17 protein-coding genes are annotated in these 21,019 nt (G+C 69.9%); 14 read left to right on the top strand and 3 right to left on the bottom strand.

What is annotated here, in order from left to right; translation table 11 throughout:
* Positions 1 to 4 precede the first annotated feature (4 nt).
* Genes G328_RS0105505 through G328_RS0105495 form a run of 3 tightly spaced genes read right to left on the bottom strand, consistent with a single transcriptional unit; the run spans position 5 to position 3,174 of the window.
* The gene (locus G328_RS0105505) at positions 5 to 1,123 is read right to left on the bottom strand and encodes a glycosyltransferase family 4 protein (RefSeq protein WP_019618343.1); all 1,119 of its coding nucleotides are present in this window, start codon (positions 1,121 to 1,123) and stop codon (positions 5 to 7) included.
* A 23-nt stretch (positions 1,124 to 1,146) separates the two neighbouring features.
* Positions 1,147 to 1,842: an endonuclease NucS gene (gene nucS / locus G328_RS0105500; protein WP_026339677.1), complete on the bottom strand. Its 696-nt coding sequence runs from the start codon at positions 1,840 to 1,842 to the stop codon at positions 1,147 to 1,149.
* 9 nt (positions 1,843 to 1,851) lie between these two features.
* Entirely contained in the window at positions 1,852 to 3,174 is a 1,323-nt protein-coding gene (locus G328_RS0105495) for an MATE family efflux transporter (RefSeq protein WP_019618341.1), read from the bottom strand.
* Positions 3,175 to 3,234: 60 nt separating this feature from the next.
* Between G328_RS0105495 and G328_RS0105490 the strand changes: the two genes are divergently transcribed.
* The 14 genes from G328_RS0105490 to G328_RS0105425 all read left to right on the top strand — a co-directional run bounded on the left by G328_RS0105490 (position 3,235) and on the right by G328_RS0105425 (position 20,930).
* Positions 3,235 to 5,223 (top strand): M13 family metallopeptidase, encoded by a 1,989-nt coding sequence (locus G328_RS0105490; protein ID WP_019618340.1) that lies wholly within the window; start codon positions 3,235 to 3,237, stop codon positions 5,221 to 5,223.
* Positions 5,224 to 5,367: 144 nt separating this feature from the next.
* Complete coding sequence (locus G328_RS14370; protein ID WP_019618339.1) at positions 5,368 to 5,655, top strand: hypothetical protein; 288 nt, start codon at positions 5,368 to 5,370, stop codon at positions 5,653 to 5,655.
* A 54-nt stretch (positions 5,656 to 5,709) separates the two neighbouring features.
* Positions 5,710 to 6,189 carry a phage holin family protein gene (locus G328_RS0105480; RefSeq protein ID WP_019618338.1) on the top strand — a complete coding sequence of 160 codons (480 nt, stop codon included), beginning with the start codon at positions 5,710 to 5,712 and terminating at the stop codon, positions 6,187 to 6,189.
* Positions 6,182 to 6,430, top strand: coding sequence for a DUF3618 domain-containing protein (locus G328_RS0105475; RefSeq protein WP_019618337.1), 249 nt, complete (start codon positions 6,182 to 6,184; stop codon positions 6,428 to 6,430). The genes G328_RS0105480 and G328_RS0105475 overlap by 8 nt, the downstream gene beginning before the upstream one ends.
* A 30-nt stretch (positions 6,431 to 6,460) precedes the next feature.
* Positions 6,461 to 7,189 (top strand): hypothetical protein, encoded by a 729-nt coding sequence (locus G328_RS0105470; RefSeq protein ID WP_019618336.1) that lies wholly within the window; start codon positions 6,461 to 6,463, stop codon positions 7,187 to 7,189.
* A gap of 12 nt (positions 7,190 to 7,201) precedes the next feature.
* Positions 7,202 to 8,137: a uroporphyrinogen-III synthase gene (locus G328_RS14365; RefSeq protein WP_019618335.1), complete on the top strand. Its 936-nt coding sequence runs from the start codon at positions 7,202 to 7,204 to the stop codon at positions 8,135 to 8,137.
* A gap of 91 nt (positions 8,138 to 8,228) precedes the next feature.
* Positions 8,229 to 8,789, top strand: coding sequence for an acyl-CoA thioesterase (locus G328_RS0105460; RefSeq protein WP_019618334.1), 561 nt, complete (start codon positions 8,229 to 8,231; stop codon positions 8,787 to 8,789).
* Between the two features lie 153 nt (positions 8,790 to 8,942).
* Positions 8,943 to 10,844: an FAD-binding monooxygenase gene (locus tag G328_RS0105455; RefSeq protein ID WP_019618333.1), complete on the top strand. Its 1,902-nt coding sequence runs from the start codon at positions 8,943 to 8,945 to the stop codon at positions 10,842 to 10,844.
* Between the two features lie 10 nt (positions 10,845 to 10,854).
* Positions 10,855 to 15,009: an aldehyde dehydrogenase family protein gene (locus G328_RS15760; RefSeq protein WP_019618332.1), complete on the top strand. Its 4,155-nt coding sequence runs from the start codon at positions 10,855 to 10,857 to the stop codon at positions 15,007 to 15,009.
* Positions 15,006 to 16,376: an FAD-binding oxidoreductase gene (locus G328_RS0105445; RefSeq protein ID WP_019618331.1), complete on the top strand. Its 1,371-nt coding sequence runs from the start codon at positions 15,006 to 15,008 to the stop codon at positions 16,374 to 16,376. The genes G328_RS15760 and G328_RS0105445 overlap by 4 nt, the downstream gene beginning before the upstream one ends.
* A 107-nt stretch (positions 16,377 to 16,483) precedes the next feature.
* Positions 16,484 to 17,554, top strand: a complete 1,071-nt coding sequence (locus tag G328_RS0105440) for a 2,3-butanediol dehydrogenase (protein WP_019618330.1) — start codon at positions 16,484 to 16,486, stop codon at positions 17,552 to 17,554.
* Between the two features lie 71 nt (positions 17,555 to 17,625).
* Positions 17,626 to 18,885, top strand: a complete 1,260-nt coding sequence (gene rocD, locus G328_RS0105435; RefSeq protein WP_019618329.1) for an ornithine--oxo-acid transaminase — start codon at positions 17,626 to 17,628, stop codon at positions 18,883 to 18,885.
* On the top strand, positions 18,885 to 19,811 hold the full coding sequence (locus G328_RS14355; protein ID WP_019618328.1) for an alpha/beta fold hydrolase: 927 nt from the start codon (positions 18,885 to 18,887) through the stop codon (positions 19,809 to 19,811). Before rocD ends, G328_RS14355 begins: the two co-directional genes overlap by 1 nt.
* Positions 19,812 to 19,880: 69 nt before the next feature.
* Entirely contained in the window at positions 19,881 to 20,930 is a 1,050-nt protein-coding gene (locus tag G328_RS0105425; RefSeq protein WP_019618327.1) for a lipoate-protein ligase LplAB, read from the top strand.
* Positions 20,931 to 21,019: the final 89 nt, after the last annotated feature.

The raw sequence follows: 21,019 nt of genomic DNA, 5'->3' as shown, positions 1-21,019 counted from the left end.
GTACTCAGTGTCCGCTGGGTGAGTGGTTGCTGAGCGACCGCGCGACCTCGAGGAGTCGGTGAGCCGAGGCCTTCCACGTGAACCGCGCGATGTGGGCGATGCCGGCGTCCGAGACCTGCGCGCGCGCCTGCGGTGTACTCACCGACTGCACCGCGGTCGCGAACTCGCGGGGGTCCTGCGCCGTGAAGTAGCGCGCGCCGTCGCCGGCGACCTCGTGGAAGATCTCGAGGTCGCTCACGACCGCGGGCACGCCGAGCGCGAGCGCCTCGGCGATCGGCAGCCCGTAGCCCTCGTCGAGCGAGGCGGTGACGAGCAGCGCGTCGTCGGCGAGCAGGGCGGCGTATTCGTCGTCGCTCACGCCGCCGTGCAGCACGACCTCGGCGCCCGGCGCGAGGTCGGTCGCGTCGATGAGCGCCTCGAGCTCGGCGCGACGCTTGGGCGCTATGCGGCTGAGCAGGTGCAGCGCGCGGCCCGGCAGGTGCGCCATGCCGTGAATCAGCGTCTCGACGTTCTTGTAGGGCATGAACGAACCCATGTAGACGAGGTTCCGGCCGGTGCCCGCCGCCGGGTCGGCGCCGTCGGGGAGCCGCTCACGCAGGTCGTTCGGGGCGTTTGGGATCACGTGCACCGGGCGCTTCGTGAGGCGATGCCCGAGAATCTCGCGGCGCGACGTCTCTGACACCGTGACCACCGCATCCGCCCCGTTCAGCGCCGCGCGCTGCGGCCAGTACGTGAGGTGGTACGCGCGCCAGCCGATGCGCACGAGCGGCGAAAGGTTCGTCGGCGGGCGACGGTGGCGGTAGTAGATGAGGTCGTGCAGCGACACGATCGCCTTGAACTTGCGGCCCGCGGTGCCGATCGTCTGCAGCGGCGAGAACAACACGTCGGGGCGGTACTTGTTCAGCTTCAGCGCCGCGATCGGTTCGAGCGCCGACTCGTTCGAGTGAAACAGCAGCCAGGATGCGCCGGCGGGCAGGTGCTCGAGCTGCCGCTCGTCGTGAATGAGGAACGTCACCTCGTCGGGCGCGAGCGCGTGCACCGCGCTGCCGAGCTGGGCCGTGTATCGGCTGATCCCGTCGTGAAAATCAGTGCGAATGTACCGGGCGTCGAAGAAGAACCGCATTGTGTTCAGACTAGCCGGGGCACTCAAAAGAGCCGGGGCACGCCCGACTCGACCCCGCGCATCTCGTCGTAGTCGAGCACGACGCAGCGAATCCCGCGGTCTTCAGCGAGCGTGCGCGCCTGCGGCTTGATTTCCTGCGCCGCGAACACGCCGGTAACCGGGGCGAGCAGCGGGTCGCGGTTCATGAGCTCGAGGTAGCGGGTGAGCTGCTCGACGCCGTCGATCTCGCCGCGGCGCTTGATCTCGACCGCGACCGAGGCCCCCTCGGGGTCGCGGGCGAGGATGTCGACGGGGCCGATCGGCGTCATGTACTCGCGGCGCACGAGCTGGTGGCCGTCGCCGAGGCGCTCGATCTGCGCGGCGAGGAGCTCCTGCAGGTGCGCCTCAACGCCGTCCTTCGTGAGCCCCGGGTCGACGCCGAGGTGGTGGTCGGAGTCGCTGATGAGGTCGTAGATCTGCACGCGAAGCTTGTCGCCCGACTTCTTGTGGGTGACCTCCCAGATCTCCTCGATGCCGGCGTCGAGCTGATCGTCGTCGGGCTCGAGCGTGCGGAAGACCGCGGGCGGGCTCATCCAGTTGAGCGGCTTGTACGAGCCGCCGTCGCTGTGCACGAGGAGCGACCCGTCGGCCTTGTGAATCAGCAGCCGGGTGGCCTCGGGGAGGTGGGAAGTGAGGCGGCCGACGTAGTCGACCGAGCAACGAGCAATGACCAAACGCACCCCGCAAGGCTACCGGGAGGCGCCGACGACCATCCACCGATCGTTCGCGACCCGCACGCCGAGCGTCACGCCGCGCGAGAGCATGAACCCGCCGCCGAACGCGGCCCAGAGCCAGACGAGCCCCGTCTCGGCGGGCGCGGCGGCGAGCACCGCCCACGCGAGCGCGCAGAACACGGCGAGGTTGATGAGGCCGGTCCAGGCGAGGTACGCAATGTCGCCGGCGCCGATGAGGATGCCGTCGAGCGAGAACACGTAGCCGCACACCGGCAGCGTGATCGCCATCGTCACGAGCGCGCCCGGCAGCAGCTCGAGCACGCGGGCATCGGTCGTGAACACGTGCCCGAGCACGCCCGACGTCGCGGCGATGACGACCCCAAGCGCGACCCCGAGACCGACGCCCCACCAGGCGAGCAGCGTCGTCATGCGCCGCACCGCCGCCCGGTCGCCCACGCCGAGATCGTGGCCGACCATCGCCTGCGCCGCGATTGCGAGCGCGTCGAGCACGAAGACGAGCACGTTGTAGACGGTGTACGTCACCTGCAGCGTCGCGAGCTCGCTCACGCCGAGCTGCCCGCTGGCCCACACGAGCACGATGAGCGCGATGCGCAGCGTCACGGTGCGCAGCATCATGAGGGCGGATGTGGTGATGGCCTGGCGGGGGTCGCCGATGCCCGGCCGCAGCGTGACGCTGTGCGCGCGGGCCGCCCGCGCGGCGATGAGGAGGTAGACGAGCGCCATGCCCCACTCGGTGACGACCGTGCCGAGCGCAGACCCCGCGATGCCGAGCCCGAGCCCGTAGATGAACACGGCGTTGAGCACGACGTTCGCACCGGCGCCCGCGACGGCGACGACGAGCGGCGTGCGCGTATCCTGCAGCCCGCGCAGCAGACCGGTCGCGGCGAGCGTGAGGAGCATCGCGGGCAGGCCCCACAGTGAGATCGTGAGGTAGCTCATGGCGGCGCTGCCGACGATCTCGTCCCGCGTGAACCCCGCGACGATGGGCGCCGAGAGCGGCAGCCCCACGAGCAACAGCACGACGCCGCACGCGAGCCCGAGCCACATGCCGTCGATACCCGCGCGAATCGCGCCCGGGCGGTCGCCGGCGCCGAGCCGCCGCGCGACGATCGGCGTTGTCGTGTAGGCGAGGAACACCATGAGCCCGACGAGCGTCGACACGACCGTCGATCCCACCGCGAGGCCCGCGAGCACGGGCTCGCCGAGGTGCCCGACCATCGCGGTATCGGTCGCGACAAACAGGGGCTGGGCGACCAGCGCGCCGAGCGCGGGAACCGCGAGCCGCAGGATGCGCCGGGTGAGGTGCTGCGTTGCCATCGAGTCCATCCTAGGAACACGCGCAAACTCGCGCGCGGCGGCTGCCCTAGGCTGGGGCGCATGACCGCTGACAATGCACCGGAGCCCACGAAGCAGCTGCCCTCGGGCATCGAGACCGAATGGTTCGACAGCGAAGTTCGCCTGCAGGACGACCTCTTTCGCCACGTGAACGGCCGCTGGCTGCGCGAGACTGAGATTCCCGCCGACAAGAGCGGCTACGGCTCGTTCCACCAGCTCGCCGACGCCGCCGAGCAGAACGTGCGCGCGATTCTCGAAGACAACGCGGCGGCCGAGCCCGGCTCGCCGCTGCGCAAGGCCGCCGACGCCTACGCGGCGTTCATGAACGAGCAGCTGCTCACCGAGCTCGGCGCCGAGCCGATCGCCAACGACATCACGCGTGCGCTCGCGGTGGCGTCGGTCGACGAGTTCCTCGCGGAGCTCGGCGCCCAGCAGCACCTCGGCGTCTCGGGCTTCACCGGCATGTACGTAATCGGTGACATCGGGAACCCCGACACGAACATCCTCTACGCCGAGCAGGGCGGCCTCGGGCTGCCCGACGAGTCGTACTACCGCGACGACCAGTACGCCGAGATTCGCGAGGCGTACCTCGCGCACATCGACCGCATGCTCCGCCTCGTCGAGGTGCCGAACCCCGAGGGGCGCGCACAGCGCGTGTTCGACCTCGAGACCGAGATCGCGAAGCACCACTGGGACGTCGTGCGCACGCGCGAGGTCGACCAGACGTACAACCCGACGACGCTCGACGAGTTCCTCGCGAAGTTCGAGGGGCTCGACATGCGGGCCTGGCACCGCGAGCTGCAGCTGCCTGACGGCGCGATGGACAACTTCGTTGTGCACGAGCCGAGCTTCTTCGAGGGCGTCGCGACCCTGCTCACCGCCGACCGCCTCGACGCGTGGCGCGACTGGCTCGTGTGGCGCATCACCCTCGCATACTCGGCGGTGCTCTCGCCCGAGATCTCGCAAGCGAACTTCGACTTCTACGGCACGACGCTCCAGGGCGTGCCGCAGCAGCGCGACCGCTGGAAGCGCGGCATCGGCCACGTCGAGGGCCTGCTCGGCGAGGTGATCGGCGAGGAGTACGTGCGCCGGCACTTCAAGCCCACCGCGAAGACGAAGATGGATGCGCTCGTCGCCGACCTGCTCGCCGCCTACCGCGACTCGATCACCGAGCTCGACTGGATGAGCGACGAGACGAAGCGCAAGGCTCTCGACAAGCTCGAGCGGTTCACGCCGAAGATCGGCTACCCCGTGAAGTGGCTCGACTACTCGAAGCTCGAGGTGTCGCCGACCGACCTCATCGGCAACGTGCGCCGCTCGTCGATCGTCGAGAGCGAGCGCGAGCTCGCGCGCATCGGCCAGCCGGTCGACCGCGACCTCTGGCTCATGACGCCGCAGACCGTGAACGCGTACTACCTGCCGCCGCAGAACGAGATCGTGTTCCCGGCCGCGATTCTGCAGCTGCCGTTCTTCGACGAAGACCGGGATGCGGCGGCGAACTACGGCGCGATCGGGGCAGTGATCGGCCACGAGATTGGCCACGGCTTCGACGACCAGGGCTCGAAGTACGACGGCGACGGCCGCCTCATCGACTGGTGGACGGAAGCCGACCGCGAGGCGTTCGAGCGCCACACGGCGTCGCTCATCGACCAGTACTCGGCGCTCTCGCCCGCCTCGCTCGACGACGACGAGAAGGTGAACGGCGAGCTCACGATCGGCGAGAACATCGGCGACCTCGGCGGCCTCGGCATCGCCTGGAAGGCGTACCTGCGCCACCTCGACGGCGCCGAGTCGCCCGTCATCGACGGCCTCACGGGCGCGCAGCGATTCTTCCTCTCGTGGGCACAGGCGTGGCGCGAGAAGCGCCGGCCCGAGTACATGAAGATGCTGCTCGCGGTCGACCCGCACTCGCCGGCCGAGTTCCGCTGCAACCAGATCGTGCGAAACCTCGCCCCGTTCTACGAGGCATTCCACGTCACGCCTGACGACGAGCTCTGGCTCGACGAGGCCGAGCGCGTCGAGATCTGGTAGCGCGCATCCGCCCCACCGCTCCGCGCATTTCTCACGAAATCGATACCTCGGCCGACTAGCCTTGGCAGCCGGAGTACCCACGGAATTTAAACCGCATCCATACCGCGCGCACCTCAGCGCGCGGCTCAAAAAGAAGGACGCAGTATGAAGACAGCAACGAAACTTGCCCTCCTCGCCGGCATCGCGGCCGGGTACGTGCTCGGCTCGCGCGCGGGTCGCGAACGCTACGAGCAGATCGCGGAGCGCGCCGAGTCGGTCTGGAACTCGAAGGCGGTCGTGAAGCAGCGCGAGAACGTCGAAGACCTCGTCGACGCCTACGTGCCGAGCTTCGTGACGAGCACGGCCAAGGGCCTCGGCCAGATCGCCGGCGGCGTCGGCAACCTCGTGTTCGGCGACGGCTCGAAGCCGAAGGCGAAGCGCCAGTCGCGCTAGCCGACCCGGCCGCATCCGCGCCCGATTCTCATCACCGCACCCGAGGGAGCACCAGTGACTAGTTACGACAAGCCCGACGAGTCGACGACGCGCGGCCCGTTCCCGAACGCCGAAGCGCCCATGCGATTCGGCAAGTTCAACCCGAAATCGAAGCGTTCGCTCGCGAAGCTCGCCGGCGAGGTGCCGAAGCTGAGCATCGCGCTCGCGAAGGCCGAGGCCGACCAGGCAAAGACCGAGCTCAAGGCGAAGGCGATCAAGGGCGGCACGGGCGCGGGCCTGTTCGCCGTCGTCGCGTTCTTCGCCGTGACGCTCTGGGCCGTGCTCATCACGGCCGCGATTCTCGGGCTCAACACCGTGTTTGCGCCCTGGCTGTCGGCGCTCATCGTCGCGGGCGCGCTGCTCGTCATCATGATCATCGCGAGCCTCGTCGCGATCATGCTGTTCAAGCGCATGGGCGGCGTCATGCCGAGCAAGACCATCAACTCGGTTAAGCAAGACCTCAACGCTCTGAAGGGAATGGGCAAGTATGAGTAACGACGTCACCGGCCGCAGCCGCGAAGAACTCCGCCGCGAGCTCGCCGAGACGCTCAACGCGCTCGAGTACAAGCTCGACGTGCCGGCGCGCTTCGGGGAGTGGGCCGACGACCGCAAGGCCCAGTTCCTGCGCGCGAAAGACGAGAACCCGGGGCGCGTTGCCGCGATTCTCGGCGGCGCGGCCGCCGGAGTGGCCGGCATCATCGCGGGCGTCATCGTGCTCGCGAACCGCAAGCGCTAGCGCGCAACTCACCCCTTCGAAGGAGTCCCGATGACCCAGGCCCCAGGCGAGGCCCCCGAGCTGGGCGCTGACGCCGAGCTCGTCGACGACGCACCCGTCACCTACTCGGTGTTCGCGACGTTCGGCGTGAACACCGACAGCGACTACGCGGAGGTCGCGGCGGCCGACGAGGCCGTTTCGGCCCTGAAGCAGTTCGAGGCGCTCCTCGAGGAGTTCCGCGAGGAGGGCGTCGAGGTGCGCGGCATCTACGACCTCACGCTCGGCAGCTTTGTCGACCCGGCCGTGTGCCTGTGGCTGCGCGGCCCCGTCGCCGACGACCTGCAGTGGGCGTACCGCCAGTTGCTGCGCGTGTTCAGCCGCTACTTCGCGACCGCGCCGGTATCGGCCGACCTCACGGTGGAGCTCACGGAGCTCGAGCCCGAGGCCGGCGCCTGGATCAGTTTTGTCGACGCGTTCGGCACCCCCGCCGAGCAGGGCGGGCGGCACGCCGAACCGCACATCCAGCCGATCGCCGAGGGGGACCTCGACGACGAGGCTGACGACGAGGGCTTCGGCGACGAGGATGCGGCGGCCGACGTGAGCCTGCACGCGCGGGTCGGCGTCGGCATCGACGCGTACACGGTCGTGGCCGAGGCCGACGAGCCGCAGTGGCTGCTCGGCGACCCGACGGAGCCGTTCGGCGAGGGCATCGCTGTTGCCGGCACCCCGCTCACCGGGCGCTGGATCAACTCATCTGAGGTGTTTGAAGTTTTGCGATGACGGAGCCGATGCATGACTAACCGAGGGACCCTCGGGCCGCTTCGCGGCTGGAAGATTCTCGTGCCGCGGGGCGGTACGTTCGGGCACGACGTCGCCGAGGCGGTGCGCGCTCGGGGCGCTTTCCCGATTACCGCGCCGCTCATTAACTTCGCGAGCCCGGCGCCCGACGACTCGCCCCGGCTCATGGATGCGCTCGTGCGGCTCGAGCGCGGCGAGTACGACTGGCTCGTGGTGACGAGCGCGACGGCCGTCGACGTCATGCACTCGCTGCAGGCGCGGGTGCCCGAGTCGACGCGCATCGCGGCGGCCGGCGAGACGACGGCGACGGCACTTTCGGCCGGTGGTTTTCGGGTCGACTTCGTGCCGACGCACGACAATTCGGCGAAGGGCCTGCTCGTCGAGTGGCGCGAGAGCGGTCGGCGCATGCCCAAGATCAACGTGCTCTGGCTCCACTCCGAGCACTCGAAGCCGTCGTTCGCGAACGGGCTGAAGCGTCGCGGCCACAACGTCGACTCGGTCATCGCGTACCGCAGCGTCGGTGTGCCCGCGGCCGAGTCGATCCAGTACGACATTCGCAACGGGCGCATCCGCGGCGTGCTCATCACGTCGGGCTCGGTTGCCGAGCAGGTGCGCAAGCAGTTCTCGCCGATTCCCGACGAGCTGTTGCTCGCGGCGATCGGCCCGCGCACGGCGAAGGATGCGCGCGCGCTCGGCCTGCGCATCGACGTGATCGCGCGGCAGCGGTCGGTGGCGTCGCTGCTCGACGGCATGGAGTGGTACGTCTGCGGCGAGCCGCTCGCCGAGACGAGCGCGCTCGACCTGCGCGAGCTCATGCGCCTCGAGCGCGAGGAGCTCGAGGGCGAGGTGCCGCCGGAGGACGTGCCGGCGGTCGACGAGGAGCGCCCGGAGACGGGCATCATCAAGCTCCCGCCGAACGCCGACCGCTAGGGCGGCGCGGGCCCGGCGCGGGCGCGAGGGGGTCTGTATGGTCCCCACAATCGGGATTCGGCGCGGGTGGGGCGCGGCCTAGGCTCGCCGCGTGAAATTTTTCTGGCGCATGCTCCGCGTGTGGTTGCAGGCAAAGACAGCCCGCCCTCGCGATGTTCGTGACATCTCGCGCATCCAAATGACGGTGCGCCCCATCGACCTTGACGTGCAAATGCACATGAACAATGGCACCTACCTGACGATTCAGGACCTCGGGCGCCTCGACTTCATGCTGCGCACGGGGCTGTGGAAGCGCATCCGGGCCCTCGGCTGGAACGCGGTCGTCGCGCGCCAGACCATCACCTACCGCAAGTCGCTCGCGCTCGGCGACAAGTACGAGCTCAACACGCGCTACCTCGGCATGGATGACCGCAACTTCTACATCGAGCACCGCTTCGTGAAGGACGGCGAGATCTACGCGCAGTCGTTCGTGCTCGGCCGCTTCACCGGCCCGAACGGCGCGATTGGCCACGAGCAGGTGCTCGAGCAGCTGCACGAGGCCGCCGATGTGCCCGCGATCATGCCCGACTGGGTGCTCGAGTGGGGCGAGGCCGCGCGCGTGCCCTCGACCCGCTCCGCGTATCCGAGCGAGTGGGAGCCCGCCGTGGATTGAGCCTGCCGGGGGACTGAGTGGGTGTCGATCCGCTCGGAGGAAGATGGGGGTGACCGAACCCCCATTCTTGTGCGACAATCGAACGACACGTTCAAATAGAGAACACACATCGACTCACGCTGCGGTGAGTCGAACCTTCGAGGAGATCGACCAATGCAGTTCCATCACCACGGTTACGTTTCGGGCGAACCGCTCGTCAAAGACGCGGCGGGCTACGGAATCGACCGACCCACCGAACTTCCCGACGAGGTCGACGTGCTCATCGTCGGCTCGGGCCCCGCGGGCATGCTCGCGGCAGCACAGCTGTCGCAGTTCCCCTCGGTGCGCACCCACCTCATCGAGCGCCGACCGGGCCGGCTCGAGCTCGGCCAGGCCGACGGCATTCAGGCCCGCTCGGTCGAGTCGTTCCAGGCCTTCGGCTTCGCCGAGCGCATCATCGCCGAGGCGTACCGCATCACCGAGATGACCTCGTGGACCCCCGACCCGAGCGACCCGTCGAAGATCATTCGCACGGGCCGCACCCTCGACGACCCCGACGGGGCGATCTCGGAGTTTCCGCACCTCATCGTGAACCAGGCGCGCGTGCTCGACTACTTCGCCGAGGCCGCCCGACGCGGCCCCGGCCGCATCACGCCCGACTACGGCTGGGAGTTCGAGACCCTCACGGTCGGCGACGACACCGTCGAGGAGTACCCCGTCGAGGTGCGCCTCGTTCGCACCGATGGCGACGACGCCGGCCAGCAGCGCACCGTGCGCGCGAAGTACGTCATCGGCTGCGACGGCGCCCACAGCCGCGTGCGCAAGTCGATCGGCCGCGTGCCCCGCGGCGACAAGGCGAACCACGCCTGGGGCGTCATGGACGTCGTCGTGAAAACCGACTTCCCCGACTGGCGCCTCAAGGCGACGATCCACTCCGAGCGCGGCTCGATTCTGCACATCCCGCGCGAGGGCGGCCACCTCTGCCGCATCTACGTCGACCTCGGCGAAGTGCCGATCGACGACAACCACGCCGTGCGCAACACGCCCGTCGAAGAGGTCATTCGCCGCGCGAACGAGATCTACGCGCCCTACTCGATCGACGTCAAGAACGTCGCGTGGAGCTCGGTGTACGAGGTCGGCCACCGCGTGACCGACAAGTTCGACGAGGTCGACGACGGCGACGAGGCCGTGCGCAACCCGCACGTGTTCATCTGCGGCGACGCCTGCCACACGCACTCGGCGAAGGCCGGTCAGGGCATGAACGTGTCGATGCAGGACGGCTGGAACATCTCGTGGAAGCTTGGGCACGTGCTCGAGGGCCGCGCCGACGCCTCGCTGCTGCACACCTACTCCGACGAGCGCCAGGAGATCGCGCAGAACCTCATCGACTTCGACCGCGAGTGGTCGTCGCTCATGGCGCGCCGCCCCGAGGAGTTCGAGTATCCGGGCCAGCTCGAGGAGTTCTACGAGAAGACCTTCGAGTTCCCGGCGGGCTTCATGACCCAGTACCAGGCCGGGTCGCCGCTGTGCGGCGGCGCCGATCACCAGGAGCTCGCGACCGGCTTCCCCGTCGGCAAGCGGTTCCGTTCGGGCCGGGTTGTGCGCCGCGGCGACAACAACCCCGTGCACCTCGGCCACCTCCACGAGGCCGACGGCCGGTGGCGCATCTACGTCTTCGCCGACGCCGCGCGGCCGGGCGAGGACTCGCCGGCGCAGCGCCTCGGCGAGTGGCTCACGAACGACCCCGCCTCGCCGGTCGTGAAGTACACGCCCGCGGGTGGCGATGACGACGCGTACTTCGACACGAAGGTGATCTACCAGCAGGACTACAGCGAGGTGGAGTTCGCCGACGTGCCGGCCGTGTTCTTCCCCGAGGTTGGGCCGTGGAAGCTGAACAACTGGGAGAAGGTGTTCGCCGCCGGCCGTGGCACCGACATCTTCGAGGAGCGTGGCGTCAGCCGCGACGGCGCGATCGTCGTCGTGCGCCCCGACCAGTACGTCGCCCAGGTGCTGCCGCTCGACGCGACCGCCGAATTGGCCGCGTTCTTCGACGGAATTCTGCGTCAGCCGAAGTAAGCTCGCCTGCATGGCACGATTCCTTCCCCCCGATGGCGCGGGGGACGCACGGGGCCCGGCCCGCGAGGAACTCTCGCAGGCACGGGCCCGACGTGTTGAGCGGGCCGACCTCGTGCGCGACGTGATGAACCGCAAGCGGCGTGAGGACGGCGACGACTCGCACGGTCCCGTCGATCAGCCGGCCGAGCCCATCGTGCTCGAGCCGCAGCCCGCCCCCGACCCACCCCGCGAGCAGCAACGCCGCCAGGAGGTGGCGCCCGCCGCGAACGCGCCAATCGACGCCGCGGTGCCGCCCGCGCTCGAGGTGCTCGGCCGCTGGTGGCACGACGACCAGCGCCGCGCCGACGAGCAGGCGGCCCGGCTCGAGGCAGAACCGAACCCCCGCCGCCGCGCGAAGCTCGACGACCGCGGCGACCTCGAGCGGGCACTGGATGCGGCGGGCGGCGCGACGTTCCTGCGCGAGCTCATCGACGACGTGCTACGCCCCGACGACCTGCTCGCCTCGGGCTTTGGCCTCCACGACCTCGCCGACCGCATCCCCGACACGCTTACCCCGGCCACGCGCCGGAGGTTCCGCCTCGGCGCCTTCGCGGGCCCGGGCATCCCGTTCATCGCCGTGCCGGCCGTGCGCCGCGCGACGCGAGGTTTCTTCGGCACCGCCGTGACCGAGGCCGGGCCCGAACCGCTCACGAAGTCGATCGACGCGGTGCGCGAGGCGGGCGCCGAGGCGCGCGTGCGGCCCCTCACCGACCCCGTGCTCGGCGACCGCGGCGCCGAGGCCGCGCGCGCCCGCGTGCGCACGCTGCTCGCGCATCCGCACGTCGCCGAGGTCGAGCTCGACTGGAACACGCTCGAGCCGCGCCCCTGCGACTGGGACTTCTCGGGCACCGCCGAGCGCGCCGCGGGCCAGCTCGCGGGGCTGCTCGCGGTTGCCCGCGAACAGCCGCATCGGCCCGTGCTTATGCTGCGGGCGACGAACTCGCGCAACGTCGAGCTCGCGGTCGACACGATGATCCGCGCGCTCGGGAGCGACCTCGGCCGTGGCGCCCGCGCCGGCGTCTCGCTGCCGGTCGACCTGCCCGACTCGGCGACGCTGCTGCGGCGGCTCGCGGGGGCGGCGCACCTGCTGCGCGAAGAGGGTGCGGCGCCGCTCAAGGTCGGCCTGCACCGCATGTCCGACCGCCTGCGCGAGCGCGCCGACGCGCTGCGCAACGGCTGGAAGGTCGCCGCCTACCTCACCGACGACGACGTCGACGCGAACATGGTTCGGCTCATCGACGCGGTGCTCGCCCCCGAACACCGCGGCGTGCTCGAGCTCGAGCTCGACTCGACCGTGCCGTTCGACGCGGCCATCGCCGCGGCGCTCGCGCCCGTGCGGCAGAGCCTCACGCGAGTTGTGGTCGTCGTGAACCAGGGCACCGACGAGCGCACGCTCGCCCGGCTACGTGAGCTCGGCGTCGAGCCGCGCCAGCGCATCGCGCAGCTGCCCGACGGCGCTGGCTGGCGCCCCGCCGCGAGCTACCTGCGCGGCATCGTGACCGACGCCGCGCGCCGCCACCTTGAGGCGCAGGAGCCGACGAGCGCCGACGGGCTCGGCCCGCAGCAGGAGCGCCTGCTCAGCGCGATCGCCCGCATGCAGCAGATTCCTGCCGGCCAGCTGCGCCGGCAGGAGCGCATCGCGCCCGAGGATGCGCCGGGCGTCACCGCCGCGATCAAGCTCGAGCTGTTCCCCGAGGGTCTCTTCGAAGACGAGCCCGAGCCCGAGCACCTTGCGGTGCGGCGCTACGAGACCGGCGAGCTGCTCACCGACGATCTTGAGGCGCTAACGGCCGAGACGACCGTGCTCGGCGACCGCAGCCGCCTCGCCGACCTTACTGCGGCCGACCGCGAAGGGGCAGACGACGACCGCGACGCGACCGAAACTGGCGTCGTCACGGCCGACGACGAGGCCGCCCTCGCGAACCCGGCCGAAACGGGCGCGACGCCGAACCTCACCGAGGTCGTGCTCGGGCTGCGCGGCGGGCGCATTCTGCGCAACACGTTCCGCAACGACCCGCTCAGCGACGCGACCCTCGCGGGCGTGCGCGACTGGGCGAACCACATCCAGCATCGCGCGCAGCGCAGCGAGCTCGGCATCGACGAGGCGGCGGAGCACCAGCTGCACACGACCGAGCAGGTGCAGGAACTGCTCGACCGGGCGCACGCCGCGGGCGACAGCTGGCGGCAGACGAGCGGATGGGAGCGCGCGGCGAAGCTCGAACAGATCGCGAAGGCGCTCGACGCGAACCGCGCCCGCCTGATCGAGGTCGCGATGGCCGAGACGGGGCTCGCGTTCGATGAGATCGACCGCGACGTGAGCCACGCAATCGACCTCGCAAACTACGACGCGCACCTCGCGCGCCAGCTCGACCGGATGCAGGGGGCCGAGTTCGTGCCCGTCGCGGTGAGCGTCGGCGTACCCGGCTGGATCATGCCGGTCACCTCGATCGTCTCGATCGTTGTCGCGGCGCTCGCGGCCGGCTCGGCCATGATTCTCAAGCCCTCGCCCCGCACCGAGCGCACCGCGGCGATCGTCGCGCGCGTCATCTGGGCGACCGAGCTCGCCGACGGCCTGCTGCAGGTCGCGGGCAACGACTACACCCAGCTCACCGACGAGCAGCTCGGCCGCGAGCTCATCGTCGACCCGCGGGTCGAGCGCGTGCTCATGCAGGGCACGTACGCGACCGCGAGCCACTTCCTCGAGTGGCGCCCCGAGCTGCCGCTCATCGGCGCATCGGGCGGCAAGAGCTCGGTCATCGTCACCGCCGCGGCCGACTACGACCTCGCGGCGCGCGAGATCGCCCGCAGCGTCGTCGACGCGGCCGGGCAGAACCCGCTGCGGCCGTCGACCGCGATCCTCGTCGGCCCGGCCGCGCTGCGCAGCCGCTTCGCCGAGCAGCTCGCCGACGCCGTCGCGTCGACGCGGGTCGGGTATCCGAGCGACCCCTCGGTGCACGCCGGCCCGCTCGTCACGAAGGCGACGGGCAAGGCGTACGAGATGCTCACGCACCTCGGCGAGGGCGAGCGCTGGCTCGTCGAGCCGCGTCGCCTCGACGATACCGGCCGGCTCTGGACGCCCGGCGTGCGCGCCGGCGTGAAGACCGGCTCGCCGATTCTCACGAACGACGCCGCCGTGCCCGTCATCAACATCGTGCACGTCGACACCCTCGACACCGCCATCGAGCTGCAGAACTCGCTCGACTACGGCCTCGGCGCGGGGCTGTTCTCGCTCGACCGCACCGAGATCGCCCACTGGGTGCAGCAGGTCGAGGCGGGCAACCTCTTCGTCAACCGCGACGTCATCGACAACCGCGTGCAGCGCCAGCCGTACGGCGGCTGGAAGCGCTCGATGATCGGCACGAAGCTGAAGTCGGGCGGCCCGAACACGCTGCTTCATCTCGGCAGCTGGCGACCGGCCGAGCCCGCGCAGTCGCACACGCTGCACCTGCGGGGCCTCGAGGAGTCGACCGCGCGCCTCATCGAGGCGCTCCAGCCGGGCCTCGCGTTCGAGGAATTCGAGCGCGTGCGCCGCACGGCCCTGAGCTGCCAGATCGCCTGGAACGAGGAGTACGGCGAGGTCGTCGACGTGACGAACCTGCCGATCGAACGCAACCTGCTGCGCTACCGGCCGGCGCCCTGCCTCATCCGCGCCTCGTCTGACGCGACGACGCTCGAGCTCGCGCAGGTGCTCGTCGCCGCGTCGGCGGCCCGTGCGAAGATTCGCGTCTCGACCGCGAACGAGCTCTCGCCCGGCCTGCTGCGCGAGCTGCAGGGTCGGGGCGCCGAGGTGCGGGTCGAGTCTGACGAGGAGTTCCTCGAGCGGATGCGCACAGAGGGCCTGCTCGAGGCGCCGCGGCTGCGGCTGCTCGGCGGCTCCCGCAGCGAGCTGTTCGCGAACCTCTCGAACTCGGTCGACATCGCGGTGTTCTCTGACCACGTGACCCTCGCCGGACGCCTCGAGATGCTCCCGTTCCTGCGCGAGCAGGCGATCTCGATCACGGCGCACCGCTTCGGGTACCAGGACGGCCGCGTGCAGAACCTGTTCCCGCACGAGCTCGTCGTCGACCACGCGGCGAGCCTGTTCTCGGGCGACGCGCGCCTGCACCGCCCCCAGGTCGACGAATGACCTCCGAGGTGCTCGAGCGGCTGCGCGAGCGCCTCGGCGACCGGGTGACGACCGACCCCGAGGTGCTCGAGACGCTGCGCACCGACCGCTCCGGCACGCTCGCGGCGGGCATCCCGCTCGCGCTCGTCGACGCCCGCTCGATCGACGACGTGCGCGAAACCTGCCGCATCGCGAGCGCGACCGGCACCCCGATCGTGCCCCGCGGCGCGGGCTCGGGCCTCGCGGGCGCCGCGGCGGCGGGGGTGGGCGAGATCGTGCTCTCGACCGCATCCATGCGCCGCATCCTCGAAGTTCGCGCCGACGACCAGCTCTGCGTCGTCGAGCCCGGCATCCTCAACGGCGAGCTGAACGCCGAGCTCGCGCGGCACGGCCTGTGGTGGCCGCCCGACCCCGCGTCGAAGGACTTCTCGAGCGTCGGCGGCAACATCGCGATGAACGCGGGCGGCCTGCTCTGCGCGAAGTACGGCGTGACGCGCGAGGCGGTGCTCGCGCTCAAGGTTGTGCTCGCGTCGGGCGAGCTCATCGAGGTCGGCCACCGCACTGTGAAGGGCGTCACCGGTTACGACCTCTGCGCGCTCATGATCGGCAGCGAGGGCACCCTCGGCGTCATCGTAGAGGCGACGCTGAAGCTCCGCCCGGCGGTTACCGGCGAGGTGCCGACGATCGGGGCGTACTTCGCGACCGTGCGCGACGCGGCCGCCGCCTCGGCCGCCGTCACCGCTGCGTGCATCCGCCCCGCGATCATGGAGCTGCTCGACCGCAACATGCTCATCGCCGTGAGTGAGGCGACCGGCGTCGACCTCGCCTCGAACGGCGCGAACTACCTGCTCGTGCAGACCGACGGGGCGGATGCGCGGGGCGAGGCCGAGCGCATCCTCGACCTCGTGCGCCCGCTCGCGACCGTTGCCGAGCTCACCCTCGACCCCGAGTCGGCGGCGACGCTCGTCGACGTGCGCCGGCGCGGATTCCCCGCGCTCGAGGCCCGCGGGGCGGTGCTCGTCGAGGACTGCGCCGTGCCGCGCTCGCGGATGCCCGAGATGTTCGAGCGGGTCGAGCAGATCGCGGCGAAGTACGACGTGTTCATCGCTTGCCCGTCACACGCCGGCGACGGCAACCTGCACCCGACGTTCGTGTTCGACGGCACCACCGACGCCGTGCCCGACGAGATCTGGGCGGCGGCCGGAGAGATCTTCGAGGCCGCCCTCGAGCTCGGCGGCACCCTCTCGGGCGAGCACGGCATCGGCCTGCTCAAGCGCCGCTGGCTCGGCGACGAACTCGGCGACGTGCAACTCGAGCTGCAGCGGCAGATCAAGCGCGTCTTCGACCCACAGGGCATCCTCAACCCTGGCAAGATGTTCCCGCAGTAGCCGTCCGCGAACCTCAGCCAAGATTCCGGTTCACCGGCCGATACTGGAGCTGTCCGGGAAGTGGCGTCCACCACGGGGCGTCCAGACGGACCAACCAGGAGGATGAAATGAAGGCAGCTCGGTACTACGGCAATCACGACATTCGCATCGAAGACATCGAGGAGCCCCGTGTCGAACCCGGCACGGTCGGCATTGACGTCGCCTACTGCGGTATCTGTGGCACCGACCTCCACGAGTTCCTTGACGGCCCGATCTTCTGCCCGCCGCAGGGTCACCCGCACCCGATCTCGGGCGAGGAGTCGCCGATCACGCTCGGCCACGAGATGTCGGGCGTTGTCTACGAGGTCGGCGAGGGCGTCAGCGGCGTCGAGGTCGGCGATCACGTCGTCGTCGAGCCGTACATCATCGCCGACGACGTCGACACGGGCCCGAGCAGCCGCGACTACCACCTGTCGCCGAACATGAACTTCATCGGCCTCGCCGGCCGCGGCGGCGGTCTCGCCGAGAAGATCGTCGTGCGCGAGCGCTGGGTGCACAAGATCTCGAAGGAGATTCCGCTCGACGAGGCCGCGCTCATCGAGCCGCTCTCGGTCGCGAAGCACGCGGTCGACCGCTCGGGCGCCGTCGCGGGCCAGACCGCGATCGTTGGCGGCGCGGGCCCCATCGGACTGCTCACGGCGACCGTGCTCAAGGCGATCGGCGTCACCGTCTACGTCTCGGAGCTCAGCGAGCTGCGCCGCCAGAAGGCGCTCGAGGCCGGCGTCGTCGACGAGGCCTTCGACCCGCGCGAGGTCGACGTGGCCGAAGAGGTGCGCAAGCGCACCGGCGGCAAGGGCGCCGACGTCGCGTTCGAGGCGACGAGCGTGCAGGTCGTGCTCGACACCCTCATGGATGCGCTGCGGCCGACGGGCGTGCTGCTCGTCGTCTCGATCTGGGGCCACAAGGCCGACTTCGACATGCACAAGCTCGTGATGAAGGAGATCGACCTGCGCGGCTCGATCGCCTACGTCAACAACCACCCCGACACGATCAAGCTCGTCGAGGAGGGCAAGGTGAATCTCAAGCCGTTCATTACAGGCAAGATCGCGCTCGACGACCTCATTGAGAAGGGCTTCGACACGCTCATCAACCACAACGAGACGGCCGTGAAGATTCTCGTCTCGAAGGACGGCAACTAGGCCCTGACCGCCTCGCGCCGGGCGCCTCGTACTCACGAGCCGCCCGGCGCGTGCGCGCTAGTCTTGCAGTCATGACAGATGAGCGGGGACGACTGACCGAACGCGACCAGCAGGAAATCGCGAAGGTCGAGCGATTCACGGCAAACAACTACGCGCCACTCCCGATCGTGCTCTCCTCGGGTGAGGGCGCGTGGGTGACCGACATCAACGGCAAGCGCTACCTCGACTGCCTCTCGGCCTTCTCGGCCACGACGTTCGGGCACGCGTATCCGAAGTTCCTCGCGGCCGCGCGCGACCAGATGGGCACGATCTCGCTCGCCTCGCGGGCCGTGTTCGTCGAGGGGCTCGGCGACTTCGCCGAGGCGCTCAGCGCCCTGTCGGGTAAAGACCGCGCGCTGCTCATGAACACCGGCGCCGAAGCGAACGAGACCGCCGTGAAGGTCGCCCGCAAGTGGGGCGCGAAGGTGAAGGGCGTCGAGAACGGCCGCCAGAAGATCATCGCAATGGAGGGCAACTTCCACGGCCGCACGATCTCGATGGTGTCGCTCAGCGACGACCCCGTCGCGCGCGCCGACTACGGCCCGTACACCCCCGGCTTCGAGCTCGTGCCGTTCAACGACGCGCAGGCCGTTGCCGACGCAATCGACGACGACACCGTCGCGGTCATGCTCGAGCCCATTCAGGGTGAGGTCGGCATCATCGTGCCCGACGAAGGCTACCTCGCCGAGGTGCGCCGCATCACCCGCGAACGCAACGTGCTGCTCATCTTCGACGAGGTGCAGACGGGCCTCGGCCGCACCGGCACGACTTTCCGCTTCGAGGCCGAGGGCGTCGAGCCCGACCTCGTGACGATCGCGAAGGCGCTCGGCGGGGGCATCCTCCCCGTCTCGGCCGTGCTCGGCAACGACGACGTGCTCGACGTGCTCGCCCCCGGCACCCACGGCTCGACCTTCGGCGGCAACCCGATGGCCGTCGCGATCGCCCACGCGGTCGTCGACGAGCTCGCGTCGGGCACCTGGCAGCGGAACAACCAGGAACTGCATCCCGTGCTCTTCGACGCGCTCGAGGCGCTCGTCGGCCGTGGCGTCACCGAGGTGCGCGGAGTGGGCCTGTGGGCCGGCGTCGACATCGACCCCGCGATCGGCACGGCGCACGACGTGTGCCTCGACCTGCTCGACCACGGCATTCTCGCGAAGGATACGCACGGCGTCACGGTGCGCCTCGCGCCGCCGATCATCTCGAGCCACGAGGAGATCGAGCTGCTCGCGCGCGAGTTCGCCGCCGTCATCGACGCTCGCTGGGAGGCGGCGCAGGCGGGAGTGCAGGGCTGATGGCCGTCGCCGACCGCTTCTACACGCCCGGCGTCGACACCACGAACGACGGGTTTGAGGTCGACTACCGCGAGCACCTGCTCGACGTGCGCGGCGTGATGGTGCACATGTACGAGTGGCGGCCCGAGGGCGAGCCGACCGCGGTCGTGCACATCTCGCACGGCGCCGGCGAGCACGCGCGCCGCTACCAGCGCCTCGCGCGCGACCTCAACGCGGCCGGCTACGCCGTCGTCGCGAACGACCACATCGGTCACGGCCGCACGGGCGTGAACCACAACGGCATCGGCGAGATGGGCGACCACGGGATGCGCGACTCGATTCGTGTCGTGCGTCGCGTGATCGACTGGACCCGCGAGCAGTATCCCGACCTGCCGTTCGTCGAGTTCGGCCACTCGTGGGGCTCGCTCATGGGGCAACAGATTCACGCGCTGTCGCCGACGATCTTCGACGTCGTCATCTGGTCGGGCACGACGCTGCTCGTTCCCGGCATCGCGAACACCGGCAACTTTAACGAGCGTTGGGACGGCGACGGCCACGGCATGAGCTGGCTCACGCGCGATACCGCCGAGATCAAGTGGATGATCGACGACCGCTACGGCTTCGACATCGGGCAGAGCGACATGCTCGACCTGCCGCAGGTGCTCGGCGCGTTCTCGGTGCCGCCGCTGCTGCTCACGGGCCGCGCGGCGCGCGTGCCGATGTACATCGTTGGTGGCGGCGAAGACCCGGTCTCAAACAGCGGCCGCGGCGCGCAGGCGCTCGCCTGGTACTACCGGCACCTCTCGCGCATGCACGACGTCACGCTGCGAATCTACGAGGGCGCGCGGCACGAGGTGTTCAACGAGCTCAACCGGGCGGACGCGACCCGCGAGCTCATCGACTGGCTCGACTGGCACCTCGTCGCGCCCGCGGAGCTCGGCAGCTAACCGCATCCACTCACTCGATTCGCGTCTCAGTAGCGCGACTCAGCACCAACCGAAGGAGGGCCCGCAGCAATGCACGGCGAATACAAGGTTCCCGGCGGCAAGCTCGTCGTCATCGACTTCGACGCGGTTGACGGCCGCCTCGCGAACGTGCGGCTCGCGGGCGACTTCTTTCTCGAGCCCGACGAGGCCCTCGAGGCGGTCAATGCCGCGCTGACCGGGCTTTCGCTCGACGCGACGAGCGACGAGATCGCCGCCGAGGTGCGCGCGGCGCTGCCGCGGGATGCGGTGCTGCTCGGCTTCTCGCCCGAGGCGGTCGCCGTCGTCGTGCGTCGCGCCGTGCTTGGCGCGCGCGACTGGCGCGAGTACGACTGGCAGATCGTGCAGCATCCGCCCCTGCCGCCGATGACGCAGGTGGCGCTCGACCAGGTGCTTACCGAGGAAGTCGGCGCGGGCCGGCGCCAGCCGACGCTGCGGTTCTGGGAGTGGGACCAGTCGGCGGTCGTGCTCGGCTCATTCCAGTCGGTGAAGAACGAGGTCGACCGCGGGAACGCCGCTCAGCACGGCGTCGAGATCGTGCGCCGCATTTCGGGCGGCGGCGCGATGTTCATGGAGGCCGGCGCGATCATTACGTACTCGCTCTACGTGCCCGCCGAACTCGTCGCCGGCATGAGCTTCGCCGAGTCGTACAGTTTCCTCGACGCGTGGGTGCTCGAGGCGCTGAACGGCATCGGCATCGAGGCGACCTATGAGCCGCTTAACGACATCGCCTCGCCGCAGGGCAAGATCGGCGGCGCCGCGCAGAAGCGCCTGAGCTCGGGTGCCGTGCTCCACCACGCGACCCTGTCGTACGACATCGACGCCGAGAAGATGGTGCAGGTGCTGCGCATCGGCCGCGAGAAGATGAGCGACAAGGGCACGAAGTCGGCGAAGAAGCGGGTGTCGCCGCTGAAGTCGCAGACCGGCATGCCGCGCGCCGACATCATCGGGCACCTGCGCGACACGTTCGTGCAGCTGCACGGCGGCACGGCGGGTGAGCTGCGCCCCGAGGAACTCGAGGCCGCCGAGGAGCTCGTGCGCACGAAGTTCTCGACGAAGGCCTGGCTCAACCGCGTGCCGTAGCCCCGCGCCAGCCAGGATGTGTTTCCCAGAGCCTGATCGGGTTTCCCGAGTGCTGCCGCCGGCATCCTCCTACAACGCTGACTGACGGC

This window comes from [Zimmermannella] faecalis ATCC 13722 (genome assembly GCF_000381765.1).
Lineage (GTDB): Bacteria > Actinomycetota > Actinomycetes > Actinomycetales > Microbacteriaceae > Gulosibacter > Gulosibacter faecalis.
This window is presented reverse-complemented; position numbering and strand designations above follow the sequence as displayed.

Excerpts from the sequence above, each read along its gene's own strand:
- G328_RS0105505 (WP_019618343.1), bottom strand. The coding sequence starts at position 1,123 with ATGCGGTTCTTCTTCGACGCCCGGTACATTCGCACTGATTTTCACGAC.
- G328_RS0105495 (WP_019618341.1), bottom strand. The coding sequence starts at position 3,174 with ATGGCAACGCAGCACCTCACCCGGCGCATCCTGCGGCTCGCGGTTCCC.
- G328_RS0105490 (WP_019618340.1), top strand. The coding sequence starts at position 3,235 with ATGACCGCTGACAATGCACCGGAGCCCACGAAGCAGCTGCCCTCGGGC.
- G328_RS14370 (WP_019618339.1), top strand. The coding sequence starts at position 5,368 with ATGAAGACAGCAACGAAACTTGCCCTCCTCGCCGGCATCGCGGCCGGG.
- G328_RS0105475 (WP_019618337.1), top strand. The coding sequence starts at position 6,182 with ATGAGTAACGACGTCACCGGCCGCAGCCGCGAAGAACTCCGCCGCGAG.
- G328_RS0105470 (WP_019618336.1), top strand. The coding sequence starts at position 6,461 with ATGACCCAGGCCCCAGGCGAGGCCCCCGAGCTGGGCGCTGACGCCGAG.
- G328_RS14365 (WP_019618335.1), top strand. The coding sequence starts at position 7,202 with ATGACTAACCGAGGGACCCTCGGGCCGCTTCGCGGCTGGAAGATTCTC.
- G328_RS0105455 (WP_019618333.1), top strand. The coding sequence starts at position 8,943 with ATGCAGTTCCATCACCACGGTTACGTTTCGGGCGAACCGCTCGTCAAA.
- G328_RS15760 (WP_019618332.1), top strand. The coding sequence starts at position 10,855 with ATGGCACGATTCCTTCCCCCCGATGGCGCGGGGGACGCACGGGGCCCG.
- G328_RS0105445 (WP_019618331.1), top strand. The coding sequence starts at position 15,006 with ATGACCTCCGAGGTGCTCGAGCGGCTGCGCGAGCGCCTCGGCGACCGG.
- G328_RS0105440 (WP_019618330.1), top strand. The coding sequence starts at position 16,484 with ATGAAGGCAGCTCGGTACTACGGCAATCACGACATTCGCATCGAAGAC.
- rocD (WP_019618329.1), top strand. The coding sequence starts at position 17,626 with ATGACAGATGAGCGGGGACGACTGACCGAACGCGACCAGCAGGAAATC.
- G328_RS14355 (WP_019618328.1), top strand. The coding sequence starts at position 18,885 with ATGGCCGTCGCCGACCGCTTCTACACGCCCGGCGTCGACACCACGAAC.
- G328_RS0105425 (WP_019618327.1), top strand. The coding sequence starts at position 19,881 with ATGCACGGCGAATACAAGGTTCCCGGCGGCAAGCTCGTCGTCATCGAC.